The organism is Arthrobacter sp. PAMC 25486, assembly GCF_000785535.1.
Classification (GTDB): domain Bacteria; phylum Actinomycetota; class Actinomycetes; order Actinomycetales; family Micrococcaceae; genus Specibacter.
Window position 1 is genome coordinate 265188 of sequence record NZ_CP007595.1, and the last position, 26005, is coordinate 291192.

23 protein-coding genes and 6 tRNA genes are annotated in these 26005 nt (G+C 63.5%); 13 read left to right on the top strand and 16 right to left on the bottom strand.

The window, feature by feature from the left end; all coding sequences use genetic code 11:
• Positions 1–3 precede the first annotated feature (3 nt).
• The 5 genes from art_RS01210 (at position 4) to art_RS01230 (ending at position 6662) form a co-directional block, all read left to right on the top strand.
• Positions 4–1941 carry a hypothetical protein gene (locus art_RS01210; RefSeq protein ID WP_157875087.1) on the top strand — a complete coding sequence of 646 codons (1938 nt, stop codon included), beginning with the start codon at positions 4–6 and terminating at the stop codon, positions 1939–1941.
• A 338-nt stretch (positions 1942–2279) separates the two neighbouring features.
• Complete coding sequence (gene dxs / locus art_RS01215) at positions 2280–4271, top strand: 1-deoxy-D-xylulose-5-phosphate synthase (RefSeq protein WP_038462027.1); 1992 nt, start codon at positions 2280–2282, stop codon at positions 4269–4271.
• The gene (locus tag art_RS01220) at positions 4268–4855 is read left to right on the top strand and encodes a DUF402 domain-containing protein (RefSeq protein WP_253901429.1); all 588 of its coding nucleotides are present in this window, start codon (positions 4268–4270) and stop codon (positions 4853–4855) included. Before dxs ends, art_RS01220 begins: the two co-directional genes overlap by 4 nt.
• Positions 4852–5505: a hypothetical protein gene (locus tag art_RS01225; protein WP_052135875.1), complete on the top strand. Its 654-nt coding sequence runs from the start codon at positions 4852–4854 to the stop codon at positions 5503–5505. Before art_RS01220 ends, art_RS01225 begins: the two co-directional genes overlap by 4 nt.
• A gap of 167 nt (positions 5506–5672) precedes the next feature.
• A complete protein-coding gene (locus tag art_RS01230; RefSeq protein ID WP_038462029.1) occupies positions 5673–6662 on the top strand; it encodes an aldo/keto reductase in 990 nt (329 codons plus the stop codon).
• Between the two features lie 54 nt (positions 6663–6716).
• Here art_RS01230 and art_RS20700 read toward each other — a convergent pair whose 3' ends face one another.
• From art_RS20700 to art_RS01285, 11 genes are all read right to left on the bottom strand, one after another.
• Positions 6717–7169 (bottom strand): Rieske (2Fe-2S) protein, encoded by a 453-nt coding sequence (locus art_RS20700; RefSeq protein WP_052135876.1) that lies wholly within the window; start codon positions 7167–7169, stop codon positions 6717–6719.
• A gap of 134 nt (positions 7170–7303) precedes the next feature.
• A complete protein-coding gene (locus art_RS01240) occupies positions 7304–9448 on the bottom strand; it encodes a 3-hydroxyacyl-CoA dehydrogenase NAD-binding domain-containing protein (protein WP_038462031.1) in 2145 nt (714 codons plus the stop codon).
• Positions 9445–10692, bottom strand: coding sequence for an acetyl-CoA C-acyltransferase (locus art_RS01245; protein WP_038462033.1), 1248 nt, complete (start codon positions 10690–10692; stop codon positions 9445–9447). The genes art_RS01240 and art_RS01245 overlap by 4 nt, the downstream gene beginning before the upstream one ends.
• 322 nt (positions 10693–11014) lie before the next feature.
• Positions 11015–12421 carry an HRDC domain-containing protein gene (locus art_RS01250; protein WP_253901430.1) on the bottom strand — a complete coding sequence of 469 codons (1407 nt, stop codon included), beginning with the start codon at positions 12419–12421 and terminating at the stop codon, positions 11015–11017.
• A 358-nt stretch (positions 12422–12779) separates the two neighbouring features.
• Entirely contained in the window at positions 12780–13352 is a 573-nt protein-coding gene (locus art_RS01255; protein WP_038462035.1) for a DUF3000 domain-containing protein, read from the bottom strand.
• A 148-nt stretch (positions 13353–13500) separates the two neighbouring features.
• Entirely contained in the window at positions 13501–13680 is a 180-nt protein-coding gene (locus art_RS01260; protein WP_038462038.1) for a hypothetical protein, read from the bottom strand.
• A gap of 5 nt (positions 13681–13685) precedes the next feature.
• A complete protein-coding gene (locus art_RS01265) occupies positions 13686–14729 on the bottom strand; it encodes a low specificity L-threonine aldolase (protein WP_038468174.1) in 1044 nt (347 codons plus the stop codon).
• A gap of 51 nt (positions 14730–14780) precedes the next feature.
• Positions 14781–15563 (bottom strand): SDR family NAD(P)-dependent oxidoreductase, encoded by a 783-nt coding sequence (locus art_RS01270; protein ID WP_038462040.1) that lies wholly within the window; start codon positions 15561–15563, stop codon positions 14781–14783.
• 19 nt (positions 15564–15582) lie between these two features.
• Positions 15583–16968, bottom strand: coding sequence for a DUF6421 family protein (locus art_RS01275; protein WP_253901431.1), 1386 nt, complete (start codon positions 16966–16968; stop codon positions 15583–15585).
• Positions 16969–17131: 163 nt separating this feature from the next.
• Positions 17132–17548 (bottom strand): peptide-methionine (R)-S-oxide reductase MsrB, encoded by a 417-nt coding sequence (gene msrB / locus art_RS01280; protein WP_038462042.1) that lies wholly within the window; start codon positions 17546–17548, stop codon positions 17132–17134.
• 14 nt (positions 17549–17562) lie between these two features.
• On the bottom strand, positions 17563–18054 hold the full coding sequence (locus art_RS01285) for a hypothetical protein (protein ID WP_038462045.1): 492 nt from the start codon (positions 18052–18054) through the stop codon (positions 17563–17565).
• Positions 18055–18176: 122 nt separating this feature from the next.
• Here art_RS01285 and art_RS01290 point away from each other — a divergent pair, with 122 nt between their 5' ends.
• The gene (locus tag art_RS01290; protein ID WP_052135877.1) at positions 18177–19394 is read left to right on the top strand and encodes a S9 family peptidase; all 1218 of its coding nucleotides are present in this window, start codon (positions 18177–18179) and stop codon (positions 19392–19394) included.
• A 154-nt stretch (positions 19395–19548) separates the two neighbouring features.
• On the opposite strand, the gene ybaK is transcribed toward art_RS01290, so the two are convergent.
• The 3 genes from ybaK to art_RS01305 form a co-directional block, all read right to left on the bottom strand.
• Positions 19549–20049, bottom strand: a complete 501-nt coding sequence (ybaK, locus tag art_RS01295; RefSeq protein ID WP_038462047.1) for a Cys-tRNA(Pro) deacylase — start codon at positions 20047–20049, stop codon at positions 19549–19551.
• 8 nt (positions 20050–20057) lie between these two features.
• Positions 20058–20516: a SufE family protein gene (locus art_RS01300; RefSeq protein WP_038462049.1), complete on the bottom strand. Its 459-nt coding sequence runs from the start codon at positions 20514–20516 to the stop codon at positions 20058–20060.
• Positions 20517–20721: 205 nt separating this feature from the next.
• Positions 20722–21642 carry a sulfurtransferase gene (locus art_RS01305; protein ID WP_038462051.1) on the bottom strand — a complete coding sequence of 307 codons (921 nt, stop codon included), beginning with the start codon at positions 21640–21642 and terminating at the stop codon, positions 20722–20724.
• A gap of 266 nt (positions 21643–21908) precedes the next feature.
• Between art_RS01305 and zapE the strand changes: the two genes are divergently transcribed.
• Complete coding sequence (gene zapE / locus art_RS01310) at positions 21909–22973, top strand: cell division protein ZapE (protein ID WP_038468182.1); 1065 nt, start codon at positions 21909–21911, stop codon at positions 22971–22973.
• A gap of 220 nt (positions 22974–23193) precedes the next feature.
• Here the strand turns inward: zapE and art_RS01315 are convergent, their stop codons facing one another.
• Both art_RS01315 and art_RS01320 read right to left on the bottom strand, forming a co-directional pair.
• Positions 23194–23385 (bottom strand): antitoxin, encoded by a 192-nt coding sequence (locus art_RS01315; RefSeq protein WP_038462053.1) that lies wholly within the window; start codon positions 23383–23385, stop codon positions 23194–23196.
• A 204-nt stretch (positions 23386–23589) separates the two neighbouring features.
• Positions 23590–23661 (bottom strand) — tRNA-Val (locus art_RS01320).
• Between the two features lie 487 nt (positions 23662–24148).
• Here art_RS01320 and art_RS01330 point away from each other — a divergent pair.
• The 6 genes from art_RS01330 to art_RS01355 all read left to right on the top strand — a co-directional run bounded on the left by art_RS01330 (position 24149) and on the right by art_RS01355 (position 25967).
• Positions 24149–24221, top strand: a tRNA-Gly gene (locus art_RS01330).
• 24 nt (positions 24222–24245) lie between these two features.
• A tRNA-Cys gene (locus art_RS01335) sits at positions 24246–24319 on the top strand.
• A 48-nt stretch (positions 24320–24367) separates the two neighbouring features.
• Positions 24368–24439 (top strand) — tRNA-Val (locus art_RS01340).
• A gap of 63 nt (positions 24440–24502) precedes the next feature.
• A tRNA-Gly gene (locus art_RS01345) sits at positions 24503–24575 on the top strand.
• An 87-nt stretch (positions 24576–24662) separates the two neighbouring features.
• Positions 24663–24734 (top strand) — tRNA-Val (locus tag art_RS01350).
• Between the two features lie 378 nt (positions 24735–25112).
• Positions 25113–25967, top strand: coding sequence for a hypothetical protein (locus art_RS01355; protein WP_038462057.1), 855 nt, complete (start codon positions 25113–25115; stop codon positions 25965–25967).
• The last annotated feature ends 38 nt before the right edge of the window (positions 25968–26005 follow it).

The window sequence follows — 26005 nt, forward strand, 5'->3', positions numbered from 1 at the left end:
ACTATGAAAACTACAGGCAAACGTCACCAAGGCTTCAGGGCACGTGTTTATACCGGACTTTTGGTCGCATTGGTCTTCCTCATCAGCGCTTGTGGTGCCGAGGTCGATACCGTGTTTGATTTGCAGGACGGGGTCAAGGGGACTCGGACTATCACAGCCAAGATCTCCAACTCAGATATTGAATCGCATGTTACGGGAGGGGTGGACGCGATTGATGCCAGCATCCGCAAACACCTTCCGGCCGAACTCAACTACGGGGGGACCGAAGTTGGGACAGAAAACGTCCAGGTCACCTTTACGCTGAACTTTGATTCCGAGAAGAATTATGTGGAGAAGGTAACGGCACTGCTGCGCGCCAGCAACTCCGAGACTGAACCCGAGACCAGGATCGGTATTGAAGACTCTGTTTTCGTCTCCGGGCTGACCATTGATGAGAATTTCACCTCGAGTGATCTCATCCGCTGGCTGGGTGCCGGCTTGGTTGGGGACGGGGTAATCTCGCTGGACAATAAAGACAGCGTGCTTTCAAGCACCGGCGATTCCCAGGTCTTGTTCAACGGTAAGAAATACAGTTCGGGCAATATGTTGTCAGTCACGGAAGTGGCAGACAACGGATTCGGACAGATCAAGTTGGCGACCACCATCGCGTCGGATAAAACATTCTCCCAGGTGATTACCTATCTGATGGCCGAAGGGCGCCGGGCAAGCCTCGGCAAGAAACTTGATGAGTTCCTGGCCAAGGCGACCCCCGAAGGGGGTGTCCTAGACGAGACCTTCGACACCGGATCCTTTGCGGATGGCTGGACCTTGACGTTTAAGGCTGCCAGCCTTGCGGAACTTAACGCTGCAACCAATCAGGCGTTGGGCTCGGAAAGGAGCAACTACGCTCTTGAGGAGGTCCCTGCGCCCTCGAATCCGACATTGCTCAGGACCACACTCACGGGCACCACCGATTGTGCAAGCATCTGCTCTCCTTCAGGAATACCCGCAGTACAAACTTTCATCGTCCCGGCTGAATGGGACTATGTCAGCGGTCCATCGGAAGCTGCACAAAATCTAAACGGTCCGGAGCCGCAGACAGTCACGCTGTCGAGCCAGGACTATCGTCTCGTGTTCGAACGGGCAACTCCGCTGCAGTCCATGGTTGTCAATACCGTGTTGGGATTCAATGGCGGGGTAACACAGACCTTTGAGTTTGTGGTTTCCGCAGAGAGCGTGGCACGAGTCGGGACCGCATTTGAGGATCTGCTTGCCCCAAACGACGACACCGGGACTTTTGAAGTTGTTGCTGGTGAGGATGCCACCACCTACAAAGCTGTCGTGCAAGCCGACAGCATTGAGGTGTATAACAAAAAGATCCAGTCCTACGTCCCTGGCGCCGTGCTTGAACGAACCGTTTCCGGAGGATGGGCGTTGTGGCCCGATTCCACGGTGCAGCAGTATCTTCCCCTGGCCGATGGCTTGGCCAGTGGCGGTGTCACGGAAGCTGTGAAAACCAGCCTAGAGCTACCCGCAATGTACCGTTTTGTGTCTTCGGAATCGACGGATCCAAGCAAGGAGTTCAGTGGCAACAAGCTCATCGTAAGCGGGCTCGAGGAAGCCAGTAAAATTGCTGTCGTTATCTCTGGACCCACGCTCTCGGGACTCATTTTCCTGGGCGTCCTGGTGCTGGTCCTACTGGCAGCCGCAGCGTTTGCCTTCATTTTTCGGCGCAAGATGTCCGTGGCCATGCGGGCTGTCTGGGACAAGCGCGATGCTGCAGGGGCGGCTGCAGGCAAGCTGGCTGCAACAGTTGCACAGACCGGCGCTGCAGCGGCCACGGGTGTTGCCGGGGCGGCCGCGGCTTCCAAAATGACGCTGCTGAAAAGCCCGGGCGCAGCAGCAGGTGCCCAGACTGTAGAAGGGCACCGTGAACTGTTTACGGAGTCCGATCTCCACTAGTGAGCTGTGACGGCTGTATCTGACACGGGCTGTTTGGCACCACTTTGGTGGTGCCAAACAGCGTTCCACTACCGTTTCCCAGGACCCGGGCATGCTCCACGGGCCCGTTGATCCGGCCTGGTCCTTTGAACCCGCAAAGTAGGGCCCGTCGGGACACTGTGGGTGACAGCTGCCGACGGCAACGTGCTTTCCGACACCGATCCCGCTTTCGGACACCGGGATCCCGGGTTCAGATGGCGGGATCGGTGTCATTATTCCCCGCACCGGCGGTTCCCGGCACACGCAGCCCGGCGGGACGCGATATTGTTAGACGTTGACTGTGCACCCGGGAGGTACCAATGGGACTTTTAGAAACCATCACGCATCCGCGTGACCTGAGCAAGCTCAGCGAGGGCCAAATGGAAATCCTGGCCCAAGAAATTCGTGACTTCCTGATTGCCAATGTGTCCCAAACGGGCGGGCACCTGGGACCCAACCTTGGCGTTGTTGAACTGACACTGGCCATCCACCGGGTCTTTGATTCGCCCCGCGACAGCGTCGTGTTCGACACGGGGCACCAATCGTATGTCCACAAACTGGTCACCGGCCGCCAGGACTTTTCCACGCTCCGCCAGCAGGGCGGTCTGTCCGGTTACCCGGACCGGGCCGAATCGGACCACGACATTGTTGAAAGCTCCCACGCATCCTCGTCCCTGTCATGGGCTGACGGCATAGCCCGCGCCCACCAGCTTAAGGGCGACCATGACCGCTATGTGGTTGCCGTCATTGGTGACGGCGCCCTGACCGGCGGCATGACATGGGAAGCCATCAACAACATCGCCGCTGACAAGGACCGCAAGGTCGTCATCGTCGTCAACGACAACGGCCGCTCTTACGCGCCAACTGTGGGTGGCGTCGCCGACTATTTGGCCTCCCTGCGCCCTGCCATCGACCAGGTGCGCACCCACCAGAAGTACGAAGCGTCCATGGACTGGGGTAAGAAGCGCCTGCAGGACGGCAACGCCGCCGGCCGCTTCATCTACAAGAGCCTGCACGCAGCGAAAAAGGGTGTGAAGGACTGGTGGGCCCCCCAGGGCCTCTTTGACGACCTGGGCATGAAGTACATTGGCCCCGTTGACGGCCATGACGAAAAAGCCATGGAAGCAGCCCTGATCACGGCGAAGAACTTTGGCGGGCCCGTCATCGTGCACGCCTTCACCGAGAAGGGACGCGGCTACGCGCCCGCACGTGCCGACGTCAACGACCAGTTCCATGCAGTCGGTGTCATCAACCCCGAGACCGGTGCGTCGGTCGAGGCGCCCGGTGGCAAGTCGTGGACCGGTGTTTTTGGTGAGGAAATAACCAGGATCGCCGAGGAACGTGATGACATCGTCGCCATCACCGGAGCCATGCTGCTGCCGGTGGGGCTGGACAAGTTTGCCGAGAAATTTCCTGACCGGGTCATCGATGTTGGCATTGCCGAGCAGCACGCCTTGACCATGGCGGCGGGGTTGTCCTTCGGCGGCATGCACCCGGTCGTGGCCATTTACGCCACGTTCCTCAACCGGGCCTTTGACCAGCTGCTAATGGATGTTGCCCTGCACAAGGCCGGAGTGACGATAGTGCTGGACCGCGCCGGCGTTACAGGGCCCGACGGCCCCAGCCACCATGGCATGTGGGATCTGTCCATGCTGCAAATCGTGCCGGGCCTGCACCTTGCCGCACCCCGCGACGCCGAAAGGCTGCGGGAGGAGCTCCGCGAGGCCGTGGCCATCGCCGACGCACCCAGCGTTGTGCGCTACTCAAAGGGCAAGGTTGGTCCGGAAGTGGTGGCACTTGAGCGCCTGTACGACGGCGTTGACGTCCTGGCCCGCTCCCACCACGACATGCCGGGTGCCGCCAGGGACCCGCAGACCGATGTCCTCATTGTCAGTGTGGGCGCCATGAGCGAACTCGCCCTTGATGTTGCGCAGCGGATTGGCCACCAGGGCATCAGCTCCACCGTGGTCGATCCGCGGTGGGTCATGCCCGTGCCGCGATCCATCGTGCAGCTCGCCTCCCAGCACCGCATCGTCATTGTGATCGAAGACGGCGTCCGGGTTGGCGGCGTGGGCTCGCGCATCCGCCAGGAACTGCGCGCGGCCGGCATCGACACGGCCCTGAATGAGGTGGGGCTGCCGGTGGAGTTCCTGGTCCACGGCAGCCGCGGCGAAGTTCTGGACCGTGTGGGCCTAACGGCACAGCGGGTGGCGCAGGACGTCGTCGAACAGGTCCTTGGCACCAAGGTTCCCTTCGCCCGCCCCCTGCCCGGCCAGCCCGCCCCGCGCACCGGGCAGATGCCAATCCTGTGACGGCGTCCGAAACTGTGCCGACGGCTGATCCGCTGCAGGACGCGCCCCGGCCCGGGGACCTGGTGGTGGCCCGCAATCGCAAGTACGACGGCGGCGCCCACTGGGTCGTCCCGGGCCGTTACCTAGGCGCCGACGAACACGGGCACTGGGTATTCCAAGACACCGGCGAGTTCATTTCCCGCCCGGGCGCGGCCCTCTACACCGAGTCGGACGCCATCCTGCTCATCCCGTACACCGGCGATTGGGTGGCCACGTTTTACGACGACTCGCACCCCAACGGCGTGGAACTGTACATCGACCTGGCCATTGACCTGGCCTGGCACCGCATCCGCCCGTCCGTCGTCGAGTTCCACATGATCGACATGGACCTGGACGTCATCCGCACCAAATCCCGAGGCCTGTTCATCGATGACGAGGACGAGTTTGCCGAGCACAGCGTGAAGTTCTCCTATCCGGAAGAGCTGCGCACGGCCATGTTGGCCGCCTGCGCGGACCTCGCCGAGGCCGTGGCTGCCGGACATGCCCCATTCGACGGCCGCGAGGCGGCCTGGTTCACCCAAGGAAGGATGCTGCAACCAGCATGAGCGAGCTGATTAACGAGACCATTTTGGCGGGTTTGGACCCCAACATTGTGCGCATGTTCAAGAGGGACGACGACGGAGCCCTGGTTTTCCGTGAAGCGTGGGTTGACGCCGGGGGAGCCGGAGAGACGGAGGAGCCCGGAGGCGCTGCGCCCGAGGTTTTCTTTGTTGTCAACCACGGAACCGTGGGGCACATCAGCACGTCCAAGGACGCGCCCGTGGACACCGTGGAAGGCGCCGAGGCCATGCTGGCAGCCTTCGCGGAACAGTGCGCCGCGGACGGCTACGCCGAACTCACCAGGGACGAACAGTCACTTGTGGTGGCCCAGTTTGCGCTCAAGAGCGACCGCGTCAGCGACCGCGACAAGCACCTGGCCCACCGGGTGAAGGAGACCCTGACCGCACACCTGGCGTGGCGCGGCAGCGGTGTGCTGGAAAAGATCGAGTTCACGGCGGCCGGGCACGGATTGGGCAAGCTCAACGTCTACATCATCGCCCCGGATGCGGCCCGCGCAGTGGCCAACGTCAAGGTCTGCATCCGCGAGGAAAAGCTCGACTACACGAAGCTGACTGTCGCCACCGGCCCCATCGACGAACCTGCTGCCCTGCGCGCCAAGCACAGTGCCACGGGCGGCACCGCCTTCAGCCTGTAACCCAACGCTCGCTCAGATCCGGGGCACTCTACCCGAACGCTCGCTCACTAGAGGGTGGGTTTTGACGAACGCTCGCTCACTGGATGAGCGAGCGAGCGTCAAAAGTCCCCCAGATCTGCGCGAGCGTTCGTGTGGGGCAGGCAGTCGGCGTTGGCTATTGTGGGTACATGACTGAGAACCACATTGAGTACCGCCAGGTTGGGCGTTCCGGATTGACCGTTTCCACCGTGGGGCTCGGGTGCAACAACCTGGGCCGCACGGGGTCGGTGACCCAGACACAGGAGGGCACGGACGCCGTCGTGCATGCCGCGTTGGAAGAAGGCATCACGCTCTTTGACATGGCCGACATGTACGGCTCCTACGCCGGGCAGAGCGAAACCATGCTGGCCAAAGCGCTGGGCAGGGAACGCGAAAACATTGTGCTGGCCACCAAGTTTGGCCTCGACGCAGGAGGCGCGAACGGCGTGGACTGGGGCCGCCGCGGCTCGCGCAAGTACATCCTGGCCTCCGTGGAGGCGTCGCTGCGGCGGCTGAACACCGAGCACATCGACCTGTACTACTACCATTCCCCGGATCTGCTCACCCCCGTCAGCGAGACGCTCGCAGCGCTGGACGACCTGGTCAAGCAGGGCAAGGTGCTGTACCTGGGACACTCAAACATGGCCGGCTGGCAGATTGCCGAGGCCGAATTTACGGCACGGATCTCCGGCGGCAGCCGCTTCATCGCCAGCCAAAACCACTACAACCTGCTGGACCGCCGCGCCGAACTCGAAGTCACTCCGGCCGCTGAGGCCTACGGGCTGGGCGTCATGCCGTACTACCCGCTCGCCAACGGACTGCTGACAGGCAAGTACAGCGCCGGCCAGGCACCCGAGGGCAGCCGGCTGAGCTACACGCGCCAGCACATGGTGGAAGGCGCCGACCTGGACCAGCTCAAGGCCTTTGGTGACTTTGCCGCCGACCGCGGGCTCACCGAGGTGCAGGTCGCGTTCAGCTGGCTGGCGGCGCAAAAATCGGTGGCCAGCGTGATAGCCGGCGCAACGAGGCCCGAACAGGTGCGCGAAAACGCCCGCGCCGCCTCGTGGCAGCCCACTCCCGCGGACCTCGCCGAACTTGACGCGATCTTCCCGAAGGTCCCGCACGTCGCGCTATTTTAGGAAGTTCGACGGCGCCCGGCCCACCCTGGGTGCCGACGGGCCGCCCGGTCTGCGCTACACCGAAACGGTGATCCATTCGCCGTCGATGGCTGCGGCAAAGCGCGGCAGTGCTTCCTTCGCCGGGCCCGACACCACCGTTCCGTCGCTGCCCTTGAACACCGTGCTGTGGCACGGGCACTTAAAGTCTTCCCCATGCGGGGCCACCTTGCAGCCGGCGTGCGTGCAGATGTCGGTGTACGCCAGGACGGTCTCTTCATCGGCGCGGAACAGCATGACCTCGACGTCGCCGGCGGTCGCCGCGGCGGTGGTTCCCACGGGCAGATCAGCCAGTTTGCCCACCTGGTGCGGCGTTCCGCCCGTGGGGATGTCGGCGGCCGTCTTGCCCTTCTTCTTAATGTCAGCAGCGGACGGCGAACAGCCCACCAGGGCGAGCGCGCAGGCGGCGCCGGTGACCGCGGTGGTGGCGCGCAAGGTGGAACGGCGGGTCAGGGAAGGCTCAAAAGTCATGCCCCATTCTTTCAGTTGTGACTGCCTGAAAGCCAAACGGCCCACCCGGCCACCGCCGCTTAACCCAGCACGACACCGGACCCGCACCTTGGCAGCCAAGGCGGGGGGCCGGCGTCGTACTGGTTTTGGGACAGCTACACGGCGGGGTGGAACGGCTTCCCATTGACCCGCTCGGAGGCACCCACGCGGTCCAGGTACGGCGTGATGCCGCCCAGGTGCATGGGCCAGCCCGCGCCGAGAATCATGCAGAGGTCGATGTCTTCCGGGGCCGCCACAACGCCTTCGGTGAGCATGAGGCCAATCTCCTCGGCCAGTGCATCCTGCGTCTTGGCCAGCAGCTCCTCACCCGTGGAGGGAGAATCGCCAAAGGAAAGCAGGGCCAGGGTGTCGGCGGGGATCTCCACGGCACCGTCCGCGGTAGTCTCCCACAGCCCCTTCTTGCCGGCGTCGATGAGCGCCTGCTGGTTGGCGGAGACGTGGAAGCGGTCGCCGAACGCCGCGTGCAGCGACTCCGTGACGTGCTGGGCCACGGGGATGCCGACCATGGCGAGCAACGTGAACGGGGTCATGGGCAGGCCCATGGGGCGCAGTGCGGTGTCGGCGGTGTGCGCGTCGGTGCCCTCGTCGAAGGCTTGGGAGACCTCGGCCATGAGGCGCAGCAGCACCCGGTTCACGACGAACGCTGCCGCATCCTTGACCAACACGGCGGTCTTGCGCAGCGCCTTGGCGGTGGCGAACGCGGTGGCGAGGGCGGCGTCGTCGGTCTTGGGAGCACGCACAATCTCCAGCAGCGGCATGAGTGCCACGGGGTTGAAGAAGTGGAAGCCCACCAGGCGTTCGGGGTGCTTCAAATCTTCGGCCATGGCTGTGACAGAGAGCGAGGAGGTGTTGGTGGCCAGGATGCACTCGGGGGAGACGATGGCCTCCACCTCGGCAAACACGGCCTTCTTGACGTTCAGCTCCTCAAAGACTGCCTCGATCACGAAGTCGGCGTCGGCAAACACGTCCTTCGTGGCCGAACCGGTGACCAATGCCTTGGTGCGGTTCGCCGCGTCCTGGCTGATCCGGCCCTTGGCGAGCAGCTTGTCGACCTCGCCATGGACGTACGCCACGCCCTTGTCCACCCGTTCCTGGTCAATGTCCGTCATGACCACCGGCACCTTCAGTTGCCGGGCAAGCAGCAGCGCAAACTGCCCGGCCATCAGCCCGGCACCCACCACGCCGACCTTCGTGACGGGGCGCGCCAGCTTCGGATCCGGTGCACCGGCCGGCTTCTTGGCCCGCTTCTGCACCAGGTCCAGGAATGCGTACACGGTGTCCTTGAACTGCGGCGTGCCCATGAGCTCGGCCAGCGCCGCATCCTCGGCCGCGAACGATTCCGCCTTGGTCCAATGCTTGCCCTTTTCCAGCAGTTCGATCACCTTCGCCGGGGCGGGCGCCGCGTTGGAGGTCTTGGCCTCCACAAACTTCTTGGCACGCACGACGGCGGCATCCCAGGCCGCGCTGTTTTCCTCGCTCAGCGGTTCGGTCACCGCGTTGGGCCGGCTGGGGCTTTCGGCGCCGGCCAGGACGCGGGCCGCCCAGTTCAGCGACTGTTCAATGAAATCGGCGGGCTCAAACACGGCATCGGCGATGCCGAGCTTGAAGGCTGCCGGGCCGCTGAGCGTGCGGTTGTTGGACAGCGGATTTTCAATCATGACCTGCACGGCGTTGGCCGGGCCGATCAGGCGGGGGAGCAGGTACACCCCGCCCCAGCCGGGGACCAGGCCAAGGAACGCCTCGGGCAGGGCCAGGGCGCCGGCACCGGAGGAGACGGTGCGGTAGTTGGCGTTCAACGCTATTTCGAGGCCGCCACCCAGGGCAACGCCGTTGATGAACACAAAGCTGGGCACACCCAGATCATTCAGGGTGGAGTAGACGTCGTGGCCCAGCTGTGCCATCCAGAGTGCTGCGTTGGGGTCCGTGAGGCTCTTCACGGCGGAAAGATCAGCGCCGGCTGCCAGGAAGAAGGGCTTGCCGGTGACGCCGACGCCCTTGATCTCGCCTCGGGCGGCGCGTTCGCGCTGGGCCTCCAAGAGGGTGCCGAATTCCACGAGCGTGTTGGGGCCCAGGGTGGTGGGGCGGCGGTGGTCCAAGCCGTTGTCGAGGGTGATGAGGGCAAAAGTTCCGGCGCTCGGGGCGCCGTCAACGCCGGGCATTGCAATGTCCTGCACGTACGAGTGGGTCACCACCTCGTCGGGGAACATTGCTGCGCGCCTTGAGAAGTCCTGGGCGCTCATGCTGCGCTCCCTTCGGTTGAGTTGCTTGAGCCTGAGACGTCGGCCGCAGTAAAGTGCGGGTTTTCCCAGATGACGGTGGCGCCCATGCCGAGGCCGATGCACATGGTGGTGATGCCGTACTGCACCGAGTGGTCTTCCTCGAACTGGCGGGCCAGCTGGTTCATGAGCCGCACCCCGGAGGAGGCGAGCGGGTGGCCCACGGCGATGGCGCCGCCGTAACGGTTGACGCGGGGGTCGTCGTCGGCGATGCCGAAGTGGTCGAGGAAGCTGAGCACCTGGACTGCGAAGGCCTCGTTGATTTCAAACAGGCCAATGTCCTCGATGCCCAGACCGGCCAGACGCAGTGCTTTCTCGGTGGCGGGGACAGGGCCGATCCCCATGACCTCGGGTGCCACGCCGGCGAAAGCGTAGCTGACAAGGCGCATTTTGACGGGCAGTCCCAGCTCGGCGGCCGCTTCGGCGGAGGCAAGCAGGGCCGCCGTCGCGCCGTCGTTCAGGCCTGCGGCATTGCCGGCACTGACCCGGCCGTGGGCACGGAACGGGGTGCGCAGCGCAGCAAGGTCCTCAAGGGTGGTGCCGGGACGCGGCGGCTCATCAACGGAATTTACGGTCCAACCGGCTCCGGGCTTGAGTGTGGCAACAGGGACCAGGTCGGGCTGGATCTGGTCCTTGGTGTAGGCGGCGGCGAGCTTGTTCTGGCTGGCCACGGCGTATGCGTCGGTGCGATCCTTCGTGATCAACGGGAAACGGTCGTGCAGGTTTTCGGCCGTGTTGCCCATGTTCAGTGCGGCCGGGTCAACGATGCGTTCGGACATGAAGCGCGGGTTCGGATCGGCGCCGGCACCCATGGGGTGGTGACCCATGTGCTCCACGCCTCCGGCGATGACAACGTCGTAGGCGCCAAAGCCAATGCCCGACGCCGTCGTCGTCACGGCCGTCATGGCTCCCGCACACATGCGGTCGATCGCAAAGCCCGGCACCGACTGCGGCAGCCCGGCCAGCAGTGCTGCGGTCCGGCCGATGGTCAGGCCCTGATCGCCGGTCTGGGTCGTTGCGGCGATGGCGACCTCATCAATGCGTTCGGCGGGCAGGGACGGGTTGCGGCGCATCAATTCACGGATGCATTTCACCACCAGGTCGTCGGCGCGGGTGTTTGCGTAGATGCCCTTCTCGCCGGCCCGGCCAAAAGGTGTGCGAACGCCGTCAACAAAGACCACGTCCCTGATCTGCCGATTTTGGCTCACGTCTAGCTCCTCGATTGCGTGCAACGGATACCGCCAGCCTAGAGGCCATTGCGGCGGATGTGTCGCATCTCATGTTACTTGTCAGTAACTTGCAGGCCAAATCGCTTCCGTTACCCCCTACCAACGCTCGCTCACATCCGGGGGTTAAAATCCAAACGCTCGCTCACATCCGGGGGTTAAAATCCAAACGCTCGCTCTCCAATGGAGCATCCAGCCGAAATGCTCCCGCAGGCCCTGGGCTTTAACGCCAAACGCCCGCTCTGTGGTTGAGCGAGCGTTGGTGAATATTGCCCCTGATGTGAGCGAGCGGTGGGCGGTGAGGCTACTCGTCCTCGTGCTTGGGCTTTTTGGGCTCCAGCGCGTCGGGGTTGTTGAATGCGTCTGCCAGCAGCGGGGTCATCTTTTCGATCTGCCAGGGGCGGGCGCCCAATTCAGCAAGGGCGCCGGAAATGCTCTCCACCGTGAACTCGGCCGGCGGGCGCCAGCAAATGCGGCGCAGGTAGTCCGGAGTCAAAATGTTCTCAGCGGGAATGGTCAATTCCTCCGACAACTCGGCCAGCCGGTTGCGGGCGGTGGAGAAACGAGCAGCCGCCTGGGGGTCGCGCTCGGCCCACACGCGCGGCGGAGGGGGAGTGTTGTTGGAGACCTGCAGGGGTGGCAGGTCGGTGCTGTTTTTGGCGCTCTGGAGGGCGTGCAGCCATTTGGGGGCATCGCGCTTGGCGGCGCGGCCGTGAAAACCGGACAACGCGAGAAGGGCGGGGACAGTGGTGGGCATGCCCTTGGCTGCGGCGATGATGGCGGAGTCCGGAATGAGGCGCCCGGGGGCGATATCGCGGTGCTCAGCCAGCTTTTCCCGGGTGTACCAAAGTTCGCGGACGGCGGCCAGCTGGACCCGGTTGCGGATGGTGTGCGAGCCTGACGCGCGGCGCCACGGGTCAACGCGAGGTGCTGGCACGCCGGCGTCGATCAGGTGTTGGAACTCCTGGGCTGCATACTCAAGCTTGCCGCTGTCTTCCAACAGGGCGAGCAGTTCTTCCTCGAGATCAACCAGCACCTCGACATCCAGTGCCGCGTAGCGCAGCCACGGCTCGGGCAGGGGGCGGGTGGACCAGTCGGCGGCTGAATGTTCCTTGGCCAGGTGGAATCCCAGCAGGGATTCGACCACAGCACCCAACCCGACCCGAGGCAGTCCGGCGATGCGGGCGGCAAGTTCGGTGTCGAAAAGCTTGTCCGGCCACATGCCCACCCCGGCAAGGCATGGCAGATCCTGGCTGGCGGCGTGCAGGATCCACTCCACCCCGCGCAAGGCCTCGTCAATGATGGTCAGTTCTGGGAAGGCCTCGGGGTCGATCAGCCAGGTACCTGCGCCTTCTCTGCGGATTTGCACGAGCATGGCGCGCTGTCCGTACCGGAATCCGGAGGCCCGTTCGGTATCAACGGCGGCCGGTCCGTGGCCCGCGGCGAGAGCCGCAGCGCACCGGCGCAAGGCGGGTTCGGTATCCACGACGGCGGGAATCCCGTCCCGGGGCATGTCCAGGTCGACAAGCTCTGGGAGGGTGCCCAATTCAACCTGCACTCCGTCAATGAGGACTGAGGTGAGCGGTTCTGCGGCCACTTCCGTGCTGGTCCCGCCTGTGCTGACGGAGTGTTTGCCGGAAGGGGTGCCCTGGTGCGTTGTGGACATTTTGGCCCTTGCGCGGCTGTGGGCGCTTGAAGTTGGGTTAGTCATGATGTATTTAGTCTACCGAACAGCCAAAGCATTCGGTCCAATGGCATGTTGATCAGTGGTTGTCATGTGCCCGGCCGGTGCTGGGTACGGTTCGTGGCTCCCGCAGAGGGTGCTGAAGTTTCCGCGCCCGGGAGGGGGAGGGATTGGGGATACACCCCGTAGCGAGGTGACGAAGGATCTGTCGAAGTGCCCCGGATCTGAGCGAGCGTCTTGGGAAAGTGCCCCGGATCTGAGCGAGCGTCTGGGGAAAGTGCCCCGGATCTGAGCGAGCGTCTGCAGGGTGGCAGGGTGGCAGGGTGGCAGGGTGGGCTGGGAAGGTGCAGGGGAAAGGGTGCGGGCGGCTTCCGGGGTGCAACGGCTAGGATTTTCTGCGGCGCGGTGACAGCAGCGTCACGCCGTCGGGCACCGGCGGCAGGCCGGCAAAGGTGCATACAATGTTGGCCCAGGCCTCAAGCTGGCTCGTCATCGAGGTGCCCTCGGGGGTCCAGGAGGCCCTTAATTCAAGGTCGATGGAGTCAGGCCGGGCCGCAAGTGCACCGTAGCTTTCGGAGAGGATCCTGGTCGCCGTGCCGCCGGCGTTGCTGTATTGGGCGCCTTGGGATTCCAGTGCCTCGACGAGCCAAGCCCAGGCCACGTTGCCCAGCAGGGCGTCGTTGCCAATGTCGGATTCCAGCTCTGCGCGGATGTAGGTGACGATCCGGAACTTGCCGCCCCACAGCTCCGAGCCGTGGGGATCGTGCAGCAGGATGAAGCGGCCCGTGGCCATTTCCTCGCCCTCAAGGCGGACTTCGGCGCCGATGGCGACACCAAAGGGTGCCAGCCGGGCGGGCGCCGGAACTTCGGCAAGCGTCAATTCACTGCGGTGCCGGGCATCGCGCAAGGAGGCCAGGGCGCTGTGGAACTCAGCCGGCAGCTCAGGTAGGGGGCTCACACTGGCAGGCTATGACGGCGGCGGCGGAAACCGCTGCAGGCGCGCCGGAGCGAGCCTGCAGCGGCGCAGCCGTGTTGGCTCCACGGCTCGGCCGCGGAGCTGTTCGCGCCTCAATGCGGCTGCCACAACGGGAAAGGCGGCAGCCCGGTTACTTTTTCGCGGCATCCTTTTGGCGGACAGCGAAAAATACCGTCAGCAAGACCAATGCGATCAGCAGGCTCACGAGTGCCAAGGGGCTGATTCCCTGACCGCCGAACAGGCCGACAATACCCAGCACCACGGTGGCCACAGCAAAGAGCCCGGCCAGGGCAGGGAGAATTTGTTGCATGGTGATCAGCCCCCCAGTTCCACTTTCAGGGCTGCCGCGAACGCGTCAACATCGGCCTCCGAGGTGTCATAGGAGCACATCCAGCGGACCTCCCGCGCGGCAGCGTCCCAGTCGTAAAAGCGGAACGTGCTGCGCAGCCGGTCGGCCACACCCTCGGGCAGGACGGCAAAGACACCGTTGGCCTCAGTGGCCTGGGTGCATTCCACGCCCGGCAGGTTGGCAACGGCCGTCCGCAGCCTGGCCGCCATGGCGTTGGAGTGGCGGGCGGAGCGCAGCCAGACGTCGTCGGTGAGCAGGGCCAGGAACTGGGCCGAGATGAAGCGCATCTTGGAGGAGAGCTGCATGTTCATCTTGCGCAGGTAGATCAGCCCGTCACAAGCAGAGGGGTTCAGGGCCACCACCGCCTCGCCGAACATCATCCCGTTCTTGGTCCCGCCAAAGGAGAGCACATCCACGCCGGCATCCGAGGTGAACTCACGCACCGGCACACCAAGGAACGCGGCGGCGTTGGCCAGCCTGGCACCGTCCATGTGCACCTTCATGCCCAGCGAATGCGCATGCTCGCAGATGGCGCGCACCTCGTCCGGGGTGTAGCAGGTTCCCAGCTCGGTGGTCTGGGTGATGGATACGGCGAGGGGCTGGGCGCGGTGTTCGTCGCCGAATCCCCAGGCCTCCTTGTCAATGAGCGCGGGCGTCAGCTTGCCGTCGGGTGTGGGCACGGCCAACAGTTTCATGCCGCCCACGCGTTCGGGGGCACCGTTTTCATCCATGTTGATGTGGGCCGTTGCCGCGCACACAACAGCACCCCACCGAGGCAGCAGCGACTGCAGGCCCACCACATTGGCCCCCGTGCCATTGAAAACAGGGAACACCTCGACCGGCCGCCCAAACAGCGAACCCATCGCCTCATGCAGCCGGGCCGTGTAAACATCCTCGCCGTACGCCACCTGGTGCCCGCCGTTCGCCGCGGCCACCGCCGCCAGAACCTCCGGATGGAAGCCCGAATAATTATCCGAGGCAAAGCTCATTAACTCGGGGTCATGAAGCATTTCAAATTTGTTGCCAGTGCTCACTAGTTGTCTTTCTGCAGTGGAAATATGTCAGGAAATGGTGTCAAGAAGCAGCCGTGCACCATTGATGCCGGCCGCCGGCGTGCCAAACAGGTCCACGAGGGCCTGCCCCAGCACCGCCACGTCGGTAAATCCAGGGAAGCGCCGTTCGGGGGAGCGCGTGCGCATGCCCTCATCCACGAGTGCCTTCACAACGAGTACGACGGCGGCCGCCCCGCCTTCCGCCTTCCCGTCGCCTTCCCTGGCACCTTCCCTGGCCCCTTCGCCAGGAGCCGCCACAGCAGGTGCCGCTGCGTTGCGGGCGTCCTGCGTGAACCCGGCCGCCACCGAGCGCACCCACGTTTCAGCCGCGGCCTTCACGGCGGCGTAGTTCGCATCTCCGGCGCCAGGAGCGGTCACCGTGGTCGAGGAAACGATGGCCAGCCGGCCCACGGGGGAGGCGGAAAGGTCGCCGTAAAACTCCCTGCTCGTGTTGCGCAGCGTGGTGAGCACGGAGGTGTGCAGAAACTCCCAGTCGGCGTCGGACTGCCCGGTGAGCCCTGCGCCGCCGCGCCAGCCGCCAACCAGGTGGATGAGGCCGTCAATCGGTCCGTAGCCTTCCCGGATGTCGGAGGCCAGCTCGGCAACGTCCTCGGGATCGGCCAAATTGCACACGAGGGGGACGGCGCCGGGGGTGAGACCGGCCGCCGCACTGATGCGTCCGGCGTCGGACCCTACAGTGAGCACGCGCATGCCGGCGCCCAATAGGGCACCGGCCACGGCGACGCCGGCGGCGCTGCTGCCGCCGGCAATCAAAATCAAGGGACTGTTCATGCTTCCAACAGTACCTTTGCTAGGCGGCACTGGTGCCGGTAATGCCGGCGGTGGATTCGATAACGCCGCGCATTTTTTTGTTCAGCGCCTCGTAAAACATGGAGAGCGGGAATTCGTCGTCCATGACCTGGTCGGTGATTTCGCGCAGCGGGGCGCTCAGCGGCAGGGCGGTAGGACCCTTGGCCCAGGTCGAGGCCGGGTTCGGGGTGAGGGTGGCCGAGACAAGCTCGTAGGCGGCGAGCCAATGTGCCAGCTTGGGGCGGTCGATCGAGCGCCAGTACAGCTCCTCGATCTCGTGCCCCAACGCGATCACGACCTCCGGCACCTGCGGCCAGTCAATGGTCAGTTTCGTGTCTGTCCAGTGCAGTACATGGTGTTGGTGCAGCCAGGCGAAGAGCAGCTGCCCGCCGAGCCCGTCGTAATTGCGCACGCGCGATCCGGTGATGGCGAAGCGGAAAATCCTGTCGAAAATGACGGCATACTGGACCAGTTTCGCGTGCCTGCGTGCCTCGGGGGACGCCGTCGCGTCAGCTTCCACGGCCACCGATTCGCGGTATGCGGTGAGGTCGCAGCGCAGTTCCTCGAGCGAGTACAGGAAGTACGGCATGCGTTGTTTGATCATGAACGGGTCAAACGGCAGGTCACCGCGCATGTGGGTCCTGTCGTGGATGAGGTCCCACATGACGAACGTTTCCTGCGTCAGTTCCTGGTCTTCCAGAAGTGCGACGGCGTCCGACGGCAAATCGAGCCGCGTCACCGCAGCTGCCTCCCGGACCACGCGACGGAAGCGGGCGGCTTCCCTGTCCTGGAAGATGGCACCCCACGTGAAGCTGGGAGTTTCGCGGACGGCAACACTTTCCGGGAACAGTACGGCCGAGTTGGTGTTGTAGCCCGGCGTGAAGTCAAGGAAGCGCAGGGGCACGAAGAGTTTGTTGGAGTAGTGTTCGGCCTCGAGTTCGCCAATGAATTCGGGCCAGATCACCTCCACCAGGACCGCCTCCACGAGGCGGGAGGTGGAGCCGTTTTGGGTGTACATGGGGAACACCACCAGGTGACCGAGGCCGTTGATGCGGTGCTCCTGCGGGTGGAAGGCTAGCAGCGAGTCAAGGAAGTCCGGCACGCCCAGCCCGGCGTCCACCCACTTGCTGAAGTCGGCGCCCAGCAGTTCCAGGTAGCGGGCATCGTGGGGGAAGTGCGGGGCAAGCTCCGCGATGGAGGCCTTGATGTCGTCGATGAGCTGAGCCGCCGCTGCGTGGTCGCCAGTTTCGGGAACGGAGCCGTCCTTCGCCTGCATCGACTGCAGCTCTGTGGCCGCGTGCTTGAGCCCGAGCCAGGTCGGATCCAGTGTCAAAGTGGAGTAGTCAAAGGTGGTGCCCTGGTCGGTGTTTTCGATGGTGATGTTCATAGTTCGTTTCCTTCCGCGGCTGTGCCTCACGGCCTTCCTGTGAGCGTAGCAATGGAAGAGTAGGACTAATGAGAAAAGCCTCCGAGCATAAGTAACTCTCATGCTCGGAGGCTTGTGGGCCGCGTGGGCGCCAGCTGGCGTGGGCCTTCCCGCAGGCTTAAGGTCAGGCTTCCTTCAACGTCAGCGAGACTGAGTTGATGCAGAAGCGTTCATCCGTGGGGGTGTCGTAGCCTTCGCCCTTGAACAGGTGGCCCAGGTGGGAATCGCAGGCTGTGCAGCGCACCTCAATGCGTTCCATGCCGAGGGACTTGTCGTGCAGGTACCTCACGGTGCCATCTGCCAGGGGTGCAAAGAAGGACGGCCAGCCGCAGTGTGAGGAGAACTTCTCCTTGGATGTGAACAGTTCGGCGCCGCAGGCACGGCACGCGTACACGCCTTCCTGCATGGAGTCCCAGTACTCGCCCGTGAAGGGGCGCTCGGTGCCCGCCTGGCGAAGTACCTGATATTCGGCCGGACTGAGTTCTTCGCGCCATTCGTCGTCGGTCTTGGTTACGGCAGGGGAAAATTCAGGAGAGTTCATATATTGCACAACGCTCAGGAGTCGCCAATAAATCCCGAATCCGAGTACAGATGCAAAACCGGCAGTCCCAGTTTGCGCTGTGCCTGGTGCGCCCAGTCCTGGCGGAAGGTGTCCGCGACGGCATGCGGGCGCGTGACCACCACCGCCTGCCGGGCCCCGGTGTCGGTGACCTTGGCCACGAGGGAGGCAACGGCGTCGCCCTCGGCAACAGCGCCTGAGGCACGCGCGCCACCTTCGGCCAGGGCCGCCAGGGAAAGCGCCAGTATGTCTTGGGCTTCAAGGAGGCGGGCCTGGGCGTCGGGCTGTTCGCGGAATTCGCGCAGTGCACCGGGCAAATCAAGCATGGTCAGCTGGTCGATGACATCCACAAACAAATTACGTTTGGTGTCCGATGGAACAAGCAGCACCAGCTCAACGTCGTCACCCGGCCCGTATAAATCGGTGATGTTACCGACATCGACGGAGGTTAATGGTTCTTCGGTCAGGATAATGATCGCCTCGCTCATGGCACCAGCATAGGCTCCCCTGCACCAGAAACCATTGCCGTTGACCAAGTTGTGCGAAGAAAGTTACGCAAACGCCCGGTGAGCCGCTCGACGCGGCCCGGCACCGTGGGCAGAATGGGGGCATGGCTTCCTCAGAAACGCAGTCACGTTCATGGCTCAAGTGGGGTGCCCTGGGCGCCGCAGCAGCGGGCACCTGCGCCGCCGTGGTGGTCACCGCCACCTCGGGGCTTGCCGCATTCTTTGCGCGGCGGGTCGTCACCCCCGAGAAACACCGGGTCGACGACGTCGCCATCCTGGCGGTCATTGCCGACGGACCCGCGCTGCAGGTGGTGCTGGAGGCAACGCCGGACACCATCATCGACGGCACGTATGGGCTCTACTTTAACGACAGCAGCGCCCACGCCGTCATCGGGCGGATCCTCTCCTATGTGCCCCGCGAAGGCAGCGTCACCCGCGAAGTTCTCTCCGTCCATGGCGGCGAGCTGCGCACGGCAACTGCTGGCTGGTGGTCGGGCAGCCTGTACTCAGATCCGGGCCAGCTGGGCCTGGATTTCTCGGAGGTGGAGCTGTCCCTTCCCGGCGGTCCGGCACCCGCCTGGTACATTCCTGTGCTAAATCCCTGCGCCACCTGGGCCATCATGGTGCACGGGCGCGGCGCCCGGCGCAATGAGGGTCTGCGCGCCGTTCCCACCGCGCACCGGCTTGGCATGAACGCGCTGCTGATCTCCTACAGGAACGACGGCGATGCCCCCGATGCGCCCGACGGCAGGTATGGGCTCGGGGTCACCGAGTGGGCCGACGTCGAAGTGGCCATCGACTACGCCATCGCCCACGGCGCCAAGGATGTGGTGTTATTTGGCTACTCCATGGGCGGTGCCATCAGCCTGCAAGCCGCCGACCTGGCCCGGAACAGGAAGCACGTGCTGGCCATGGTGCTCGACGCCCCCGTCATCAACTGGGTCGATGTGCTGGCCCACCAGGCACAGCTCAACAGGATCCCCAACTATGTGGGCAAATACGGCGAACTCATGCTCAGCCATCCACTGGGGCGGCGCATCACGGGGCTGGCCGCTCCCGTCGATTTCAAGGCCATGGACTGGGTGAGCCGGGCAGTCGAGCTGCGGACGCCGTCGTTGATCCTGCACAGCATCGACGACGACTTTGTACCGTACGAACCAACCGCCGAACTTGCCCGCCGCAACCCGGAAATGGTCACCTTTGAACCGTTCAGCAAGGCCCGGCACACGAAGGAATGGAACGTGGACCCCGACCGCTGGGAAAACGTGGTTGAAACATGGCTGCGCCCGCGTCTGGGGCGCCACAGCCTGCCCCGCCACTAAGGCCTGGCGCGTGCGGCCAAGCGAATGCGAACTGACACCCCCACCGGCACCCTAACCTCGTACCTCGGCCAGGGAACCCTGCCGGCGTGGCCCAAGAAAACGGCGAAAAATGCGATTTCGCGGTGATTTGCGCCCTTTTCTGCGTATCCGTTTGTTAAGCGGACGGGTGGCCGATGGGGGCCGTTGTGGCGTTCGTGATGGTGATCAGGTCTGCAGGGGCCAGCTCGATGTCGAAACCGCGGCGGCCGCCGGAGACGAAGATGCTGTCGTGGGCAAGGGCCGATTCGTCCAGGACTGTGGGGGAGTGCTGGCGCTGCCCCACGGGAGAAATGCCGCCCAGGACATAGCCGCTGCGTCGCTGCGCCAACGCGGGATCCGCCATGGCGGCCTTTTTGTGGCCTAGTGCGTGGGCCAGTGCTTTGAGGTCAAGGGTGCCGCTGACGGGGACGATGGCCACCGCCAGGGTCCCGCCAACATCGGTCATGAGCGTCTTGAACACCCGCCCCGGCTCGAGACCCAGGACTATTGCGGCCTCCATGCCGAAATTCGTGGTGGCGGGGTCGTGCTCATAGGCGTGGCCCACGAAGGCGATGCCGGCCTTGGTGAGTGCAACAGTTGCTGGGGTTCCGGCCCCGGCCGCAGATTTCTTCGCCACGGTGGAAGCTATGCCGCGGGGCGGACGCCGTTGGCAATTTTGCGCTTGATGCGCCCCAGCATGGCGGACATGCCGCGCATGCGCAGGGGCGAGATGGCGCGCGTGAGGCCCAACTGTTCGGGCATGTCGTCCGGCACGGCCATGATTTCCTCGGCGGTCAGCCCGTCCAGGCCCTCAAAGAGTACGGAGGCAAAGCCGCGGGTGGTGGGTGCCTCGGGCGGTGCCTGGAAGTACAGGCGGATGATGTCGCCGTCGTCGGTCTTTTCCGACTCAACCGTCAGGAACAGCGGCGACTGGCATTCCAGTACCTGCTCGAGTAATTCGGGGTGGTTGCTGAGCCGTTCCGGCAGCGGAGGCAGCGTCCGGGAGAAATCGAGCAGCAGTGTCAGGCGGTCGCGTTCTTCCAGTTCCTTGAAATCGTTGACGATCTCAGCCAATGCTGGGGGGAGTGCTTGTGAAGTAGTCATCACCTAAAGCGTACGATTCTTTTCTCATGGGTGCGAAACAGACAGGCTTTCCTGCCCGCAGGTTAACTGTAGGGCCCACACGCCGCGACGAGTCCATATGTAGGGGCCCACGCGCCCGAGGAACGGCTCGAGTGTTTGGGCCCACAGCCTCGAGGGGCCCCGTTGTTGGGTCGCTAGCGACCCAACAACGGGGAGAGGCTGGGGATTAGTTTGAGGTGGGCAGTGCGCCGCGCTCGGAGCCAACGGCGATCGGGACGCGCACAGCATTGCCCCATTCGGTCCAGGAGCCGTCGTAGTTGCGCACAGTTTCAAAGCCCAGCAGGAACTTCAGTGCGAACCAGGTGTGACTGGAGCGTTCGCCGATGCGGCAGTACGCAACGACGTCGTCGCCGGGAACGAGTCCGGCTTCGTCAAGGTAGAGCGCTTCGAGTTCTTCACGTGAACGGTACGTGCCGTCGTCGGCAGCCGCCCGGGCCCACGGAATGGATGCCGCCGTGGGAATGTGGCCGCCTCGCAGCGTGCCTTCCTGCGGGTAGGCGGGCATGTGGGTGCGTTCGCCCGTGTATTCCTCGGTGGAACGCACGTCGATCAACGGCTTGCCCAGGTGGGCCAGGACGTCGTCCTTGTAGGCCCGGATGGGGGCGTCGTTGCGCTCCACCACCGGGTAGCCGGCGGACGGGGTGGTATCGGTGGCGTCGGTGGTCAGCTCGCGACCCTCGGCAATCCACTTGTCGCGGCCTCCGTCGAGCAGGCGGACGTCCTCGTGCCCGAACAAGGTGAACACCCAGAGCGCGTACGCAGCCCACCAGTTGGATTTGTCGCCGTAAACAACGACCGTGGAGTCTCGGGAGATGCCCTTGGCCTGGGCGAGCAACGCGAAAGCCGCGCCGTCGATGTAGTCGCGGGTGACGTCGTCGTTCAGGTCAGTGTGCCAGTCAATCTTGACTGCCCCGGGAATGTGCCCGGTTTCGTAGAGGAGCACATCCTCATCGGACTCAACCACTACGAGGCGCCCGTCCTGGGTGGCGCCGCCTGCCAAAGCCTCGGCCAGCCACGCGGTGGATACCAGGCGCTCCGGGTGTGCGTAGGCCGCGAACTTTTCATTTGATTCAACTGCAACAGGCATGATGCCCCTTTCTGAATAAACTGCTCGGGCCGGGGCCTCCCCAGGAAAATCTGGGGCCGTTCCGTAGCCGTGAGGTGCAGATTAGCGTGCCGGACGCAAAAGTGGGTTCGGCCGCTATTCCTGTCTATGAGCGTAACGAGTTGGGGTGCGCTTAACTTCCCGGGCGTTAACGAAACGCAATATGCCGTGGGTATTCTTGTAGGCGTGGGTTGTGGGCGCTACGCCACTGGCCCGATGAACTTTCGTCCATGATCGGAAAATCTGCCTTGGTAAACGTTGAACAACTTTCCACCCGCCGCCCGGCAGTATCGGTGGAAGAACTGTTGAAGGGTTTTGTCCCGTCGCCCCGATTTGGCGAGGTCTCCTTCGACACCTACCGCCCGGATCCCTCGCAGCCGTCCCAGTCGGAGGCTGTGACCCTGCTGCAGGGATTTGCCAACGGTGCGGCCAAGAAGAAGCCGGCGGGCGGGCTGCGGAAATTGTTTGGCGGCAAGGCCAAATCCAACGGTGCGGACAAACGCGCCGGGATTTACCTTGACGGCGGATTTGGTGTCGGCAAGACGCACCTGCTCTCCTCCCTGTGGCACCAGGTTGAGGGACCCAAGGCCATCGGCACCTTCGTGGAATACACCAACCTGGTGGGCGCCCTGTCGTTCCGCAAAACCGTTGAGGCGCTCAGCAGCTACAAGCTGGTCTGCATTGACGAATTTGAACTGGATGATCCGGGAGACACGGTGCTGATGTCCCGATTGATGCGGGAATTGGCCGACGCCGGAGTGAAGTTGGCTGCCACCTCCAACACCCTGCCGGGGGCCTTGGGTGATGGACGTTTCGCTGCCGTTGACTTCCAGCGCGAAATCCAGGTATTGGCTGACCAATTTGAAATCCTGCACATCGATGGTGAGGACTTCCGCCACCGCGGCCTGCCCACTCCTCCGGAACCGGTGGCCGCAAGCGATCTGGACGCACGCATGCGCCGAGACTTTGCCGGCCGGACCGTGGCAGTTGACGACTTCGCCACCCTCGTGGACCATCTGGCCGGTGTGCATCCCTCCAGATACAGGCAGCTGCTGGACGGGATCGATGCTGTTGTGTGGCGCAATGTGCACACCATTACCGAACAGTCTGTTGCGCTGCGGTTTGTGGTGCTGGCCGACCGCCTTTACGACAAGGACGTGCCGATCCTTGCCAGCGGCGCACCCCTTGACCAGCTGTTCACCCCTGAAATGATGACGGGCGGCTACCAGAAGAAGTACTTCCGAGCTGTCTCGCGCCTGACAGCGCTGGCCCGTGAGGCACAGGAAACCGCTGTGCCAGCACCCGTGGGATAACCGCGGGACGGGCGTCAGCGAGGGCCAATAATCAAGCCTTCCGCTTGGGGGTCCGGGATCCCTGCGTCCGGAAGCGGGATTGGGGTCCAACCACCCCAATGATCCAATACCCGTTGCAGACTCTGGCGCCGGCTCGAAAAGTTATTAAAGCGAAAAGGCGTCGGAACCGTCTCTCGACGGGACCGACGCCTTTCTTGACGCCAATTACAGGGCGAAGGGCTTAAGGCACTTTGTTCGCACCATCGACAAAGTCGGAAGCAGCCTTCTGGGCCTGGTCGACCTGGCCCTTGAACTTGTCTCCGGTCTTGCTGTCGATGACGTCACCGACTTTTTCAATGCCACCCTTGATGGCATCTTCCTTGCCGTTGATGAGTCCTTCGGCCTTGCCCTTAATATCGTCAAAAATAGACAACAGGCACCTCCCTTCGTCCCTGGGGCCATTGCTGCCCCAACTTTTCTTAGCATAGTGCCCCGACTCACATTGTCAATGACTATTGCGAAACAACTGGCGGGTTTGATGCACGCCTGGTGCGCACCGCCTGTTCTGCCCTCTGATTCCAGGCACGAAAAAGCCCCCCGGCCAGCGTTTGTGCTGGTCAGGGGGCTTTTCTCTGGGTGGGCGATACTGGGTTCGAACCAGTGACCTCTCCGGTGTGAACGGAACGCGCTACCACTGCGCCAATCGCCCAAATAATGAAGTCCACGTATCCGCGGGCGGATCGTGCGCCTTCCTTGGTGCGTTCAAAACAATAGCCCAAAGTTTCCCACTCGCATAATTTCCCGTGTTCGAATGCCCCACGTCGGATGGCGGCCACGTACGAAGGTGCACCACCCGCTGCTCCCGTCGCCTAAGGGGAGTGGCGCCAGTGGGGCGAAAACGCCGTTGGTGGGTGTCCGGCGTCGGACATTAAAGGATAAATGTGACGAGCACCTCAGAACTCGTTTTCGCCGAAAAGCCCCAAAAAGGGTCAAAACGGGCCCTAAATGACATGCCTGTAATTCGAATATTGTGGCCAACTTCCGCGCCAATTCAACGAACGGAGTCGATTCGGGCTCCGGGCAGGCTGGCGGGGGAGCTTACGATTTGGTGTTTAGGAAAGGGCTCGGGTAATGTTTTCACCGCAGCAACACGGACTACCGAAGCGGAAACGCAAACGGCAGGAAATGATGCTTATGCGGTTGTAGCTCAGCTGGTAGAGCACCACCTTGCCAAGGTGGATGTCGCGAGTTCGAATCTCGTCAACCGCTCGTAGGACACCGTTCAGTTTTCACGGTGGGGTGGCCGAGAGGCGAGGCAACGGACTGCAAATCCGTGCACACGGGTTCGAATCCCGTTCCCACCTCCATTTGGCTGAACCAAAGTATTTTGCTGTATATTGTGGCGAGATGCATTTGGGCGATTGGCGCAGCGGTAGCGCGCTTCCCTGACACGGAAGAGGTCACTGGTTCGATCCCAGTATCGCCCACGCAATGAACCTGGCGGTTCGTTGAACTGATGCAAATAAGTTAGTGTAGTGCAGCAGTAACATGCGGTTGTAGCTCAGCTGGTAGAGCACCACCTTGCCAAGGTGGATGTCGCGAGTTCGAATCTCGTCAACCGCTCGCATGTATGACAAGCTGCCGAAACCCTCGCGTTTCGGCAGCTTTGTTCAATCCTCAGCCGGCCCCATGAACGTGTGGGGCGGCTTTGGGCGATTGGCGCAGCGGTAGCGCGCTTCCCTGACACGGAAGAGGTCACTGGTTCGATCCCAGTATCGCCCACATAGTTTCAGCCCCTGCCGACGCGGGGGCTTTTTGCGTTCCTGGCTCTCTCCTGCGAAGGCCGCACTATTTCTGCGCACGATTGTGCCGTAACTGTGCGCCACTACAGGAGAGCTGCGCATGGTCGTGCGCCATTGGTGCGCAGGTTCAAGGGACGGGGTTCGGACCGGCCCGGACCGGACCGGGACCTGGATCCGAAAAGGGCCGGGGTTTGCGGTTAAAGCCGGCGGTAGAACGCCGGCTTTAACCGCAAACACCGGCTTTTATCACGCGGCGGCGGCTCCGGGCGGCTCTGCGGCGGCCTCGATGCTGCCCGGTTATCCACAGGTGGCGGCGAGTGCGCTGGGAAGTGTCTGCGGTCAGTGGAATAGTAGAGGCATGACAGCACCAGCCTTGGCCCACAGCACAGACTTGGGGCGCATGTACGCCCGCTCCCTGCAGGACCCGCCCAAAGTCCCCTCCATCACCACCATCATCGGCCAGCAAGCCAATACGCTCGACGGGTGGATCGGCTACATGGCCGCAACCGCAGTGACGAAGCACCCTGATCTTGGCGCTGCCGTGGGCAATCCCGGGCAATTGCGCACGGTGGTCCGTGACAGCTCCAACGCCGCCGAGCAGTTCCGGGACGCCGCAGCCGCCCGCGGCGACAGGGTCCACCAATACTGTGAACAAGTAGCCCTGCGCGCCCTCGAGCGCCCGCATCAACTGGCCGAGGCCCGCGAGGCCCTGGCCGAGAACGGTGAGGAAAACTTTGCCCTGCGCTTTGACCAGTGGTGGGAAGACTACGACGTCAAGCCGTTGGTACCCGAGGTTACCGTCTGGAACGAGACATTGGGCTATGCCGGAACCCTTGACCTGGTGGCAACCATTGGCGGCAAGCTGTGCATCATCGACTACAAAACCAAGGGCACAGACCGCAACGGCCAGGTGAAGTCACTGGACGCCAAGGTCGTCATGCAGCTGGTGGCCGGCATGAAGGCCGAAGAGTCCGTGGTTGATGAGGCCGCCGGGACATGGGAGCCGTGGAAATTCGGTCAGGACCCCATCCTGCTCGGTGTGGCGATCGGTGAAACGGAGGTTCGCACGTTGCGGGCCAACCCTGAAGTCCTCAAGTCACACTGGTTTAAGTTCGCTTCGCTGCGGCGTGTGTGGCAAACCTCATTGGAGGCAGCCGAAGCCGGGACGCCATTGCTGGACATTGCGCCTCCCACACGCCAGCCGTCCAACTAGACTGGAAGGCGCCAGCAGTCAGTGGACCGGAACTGGTC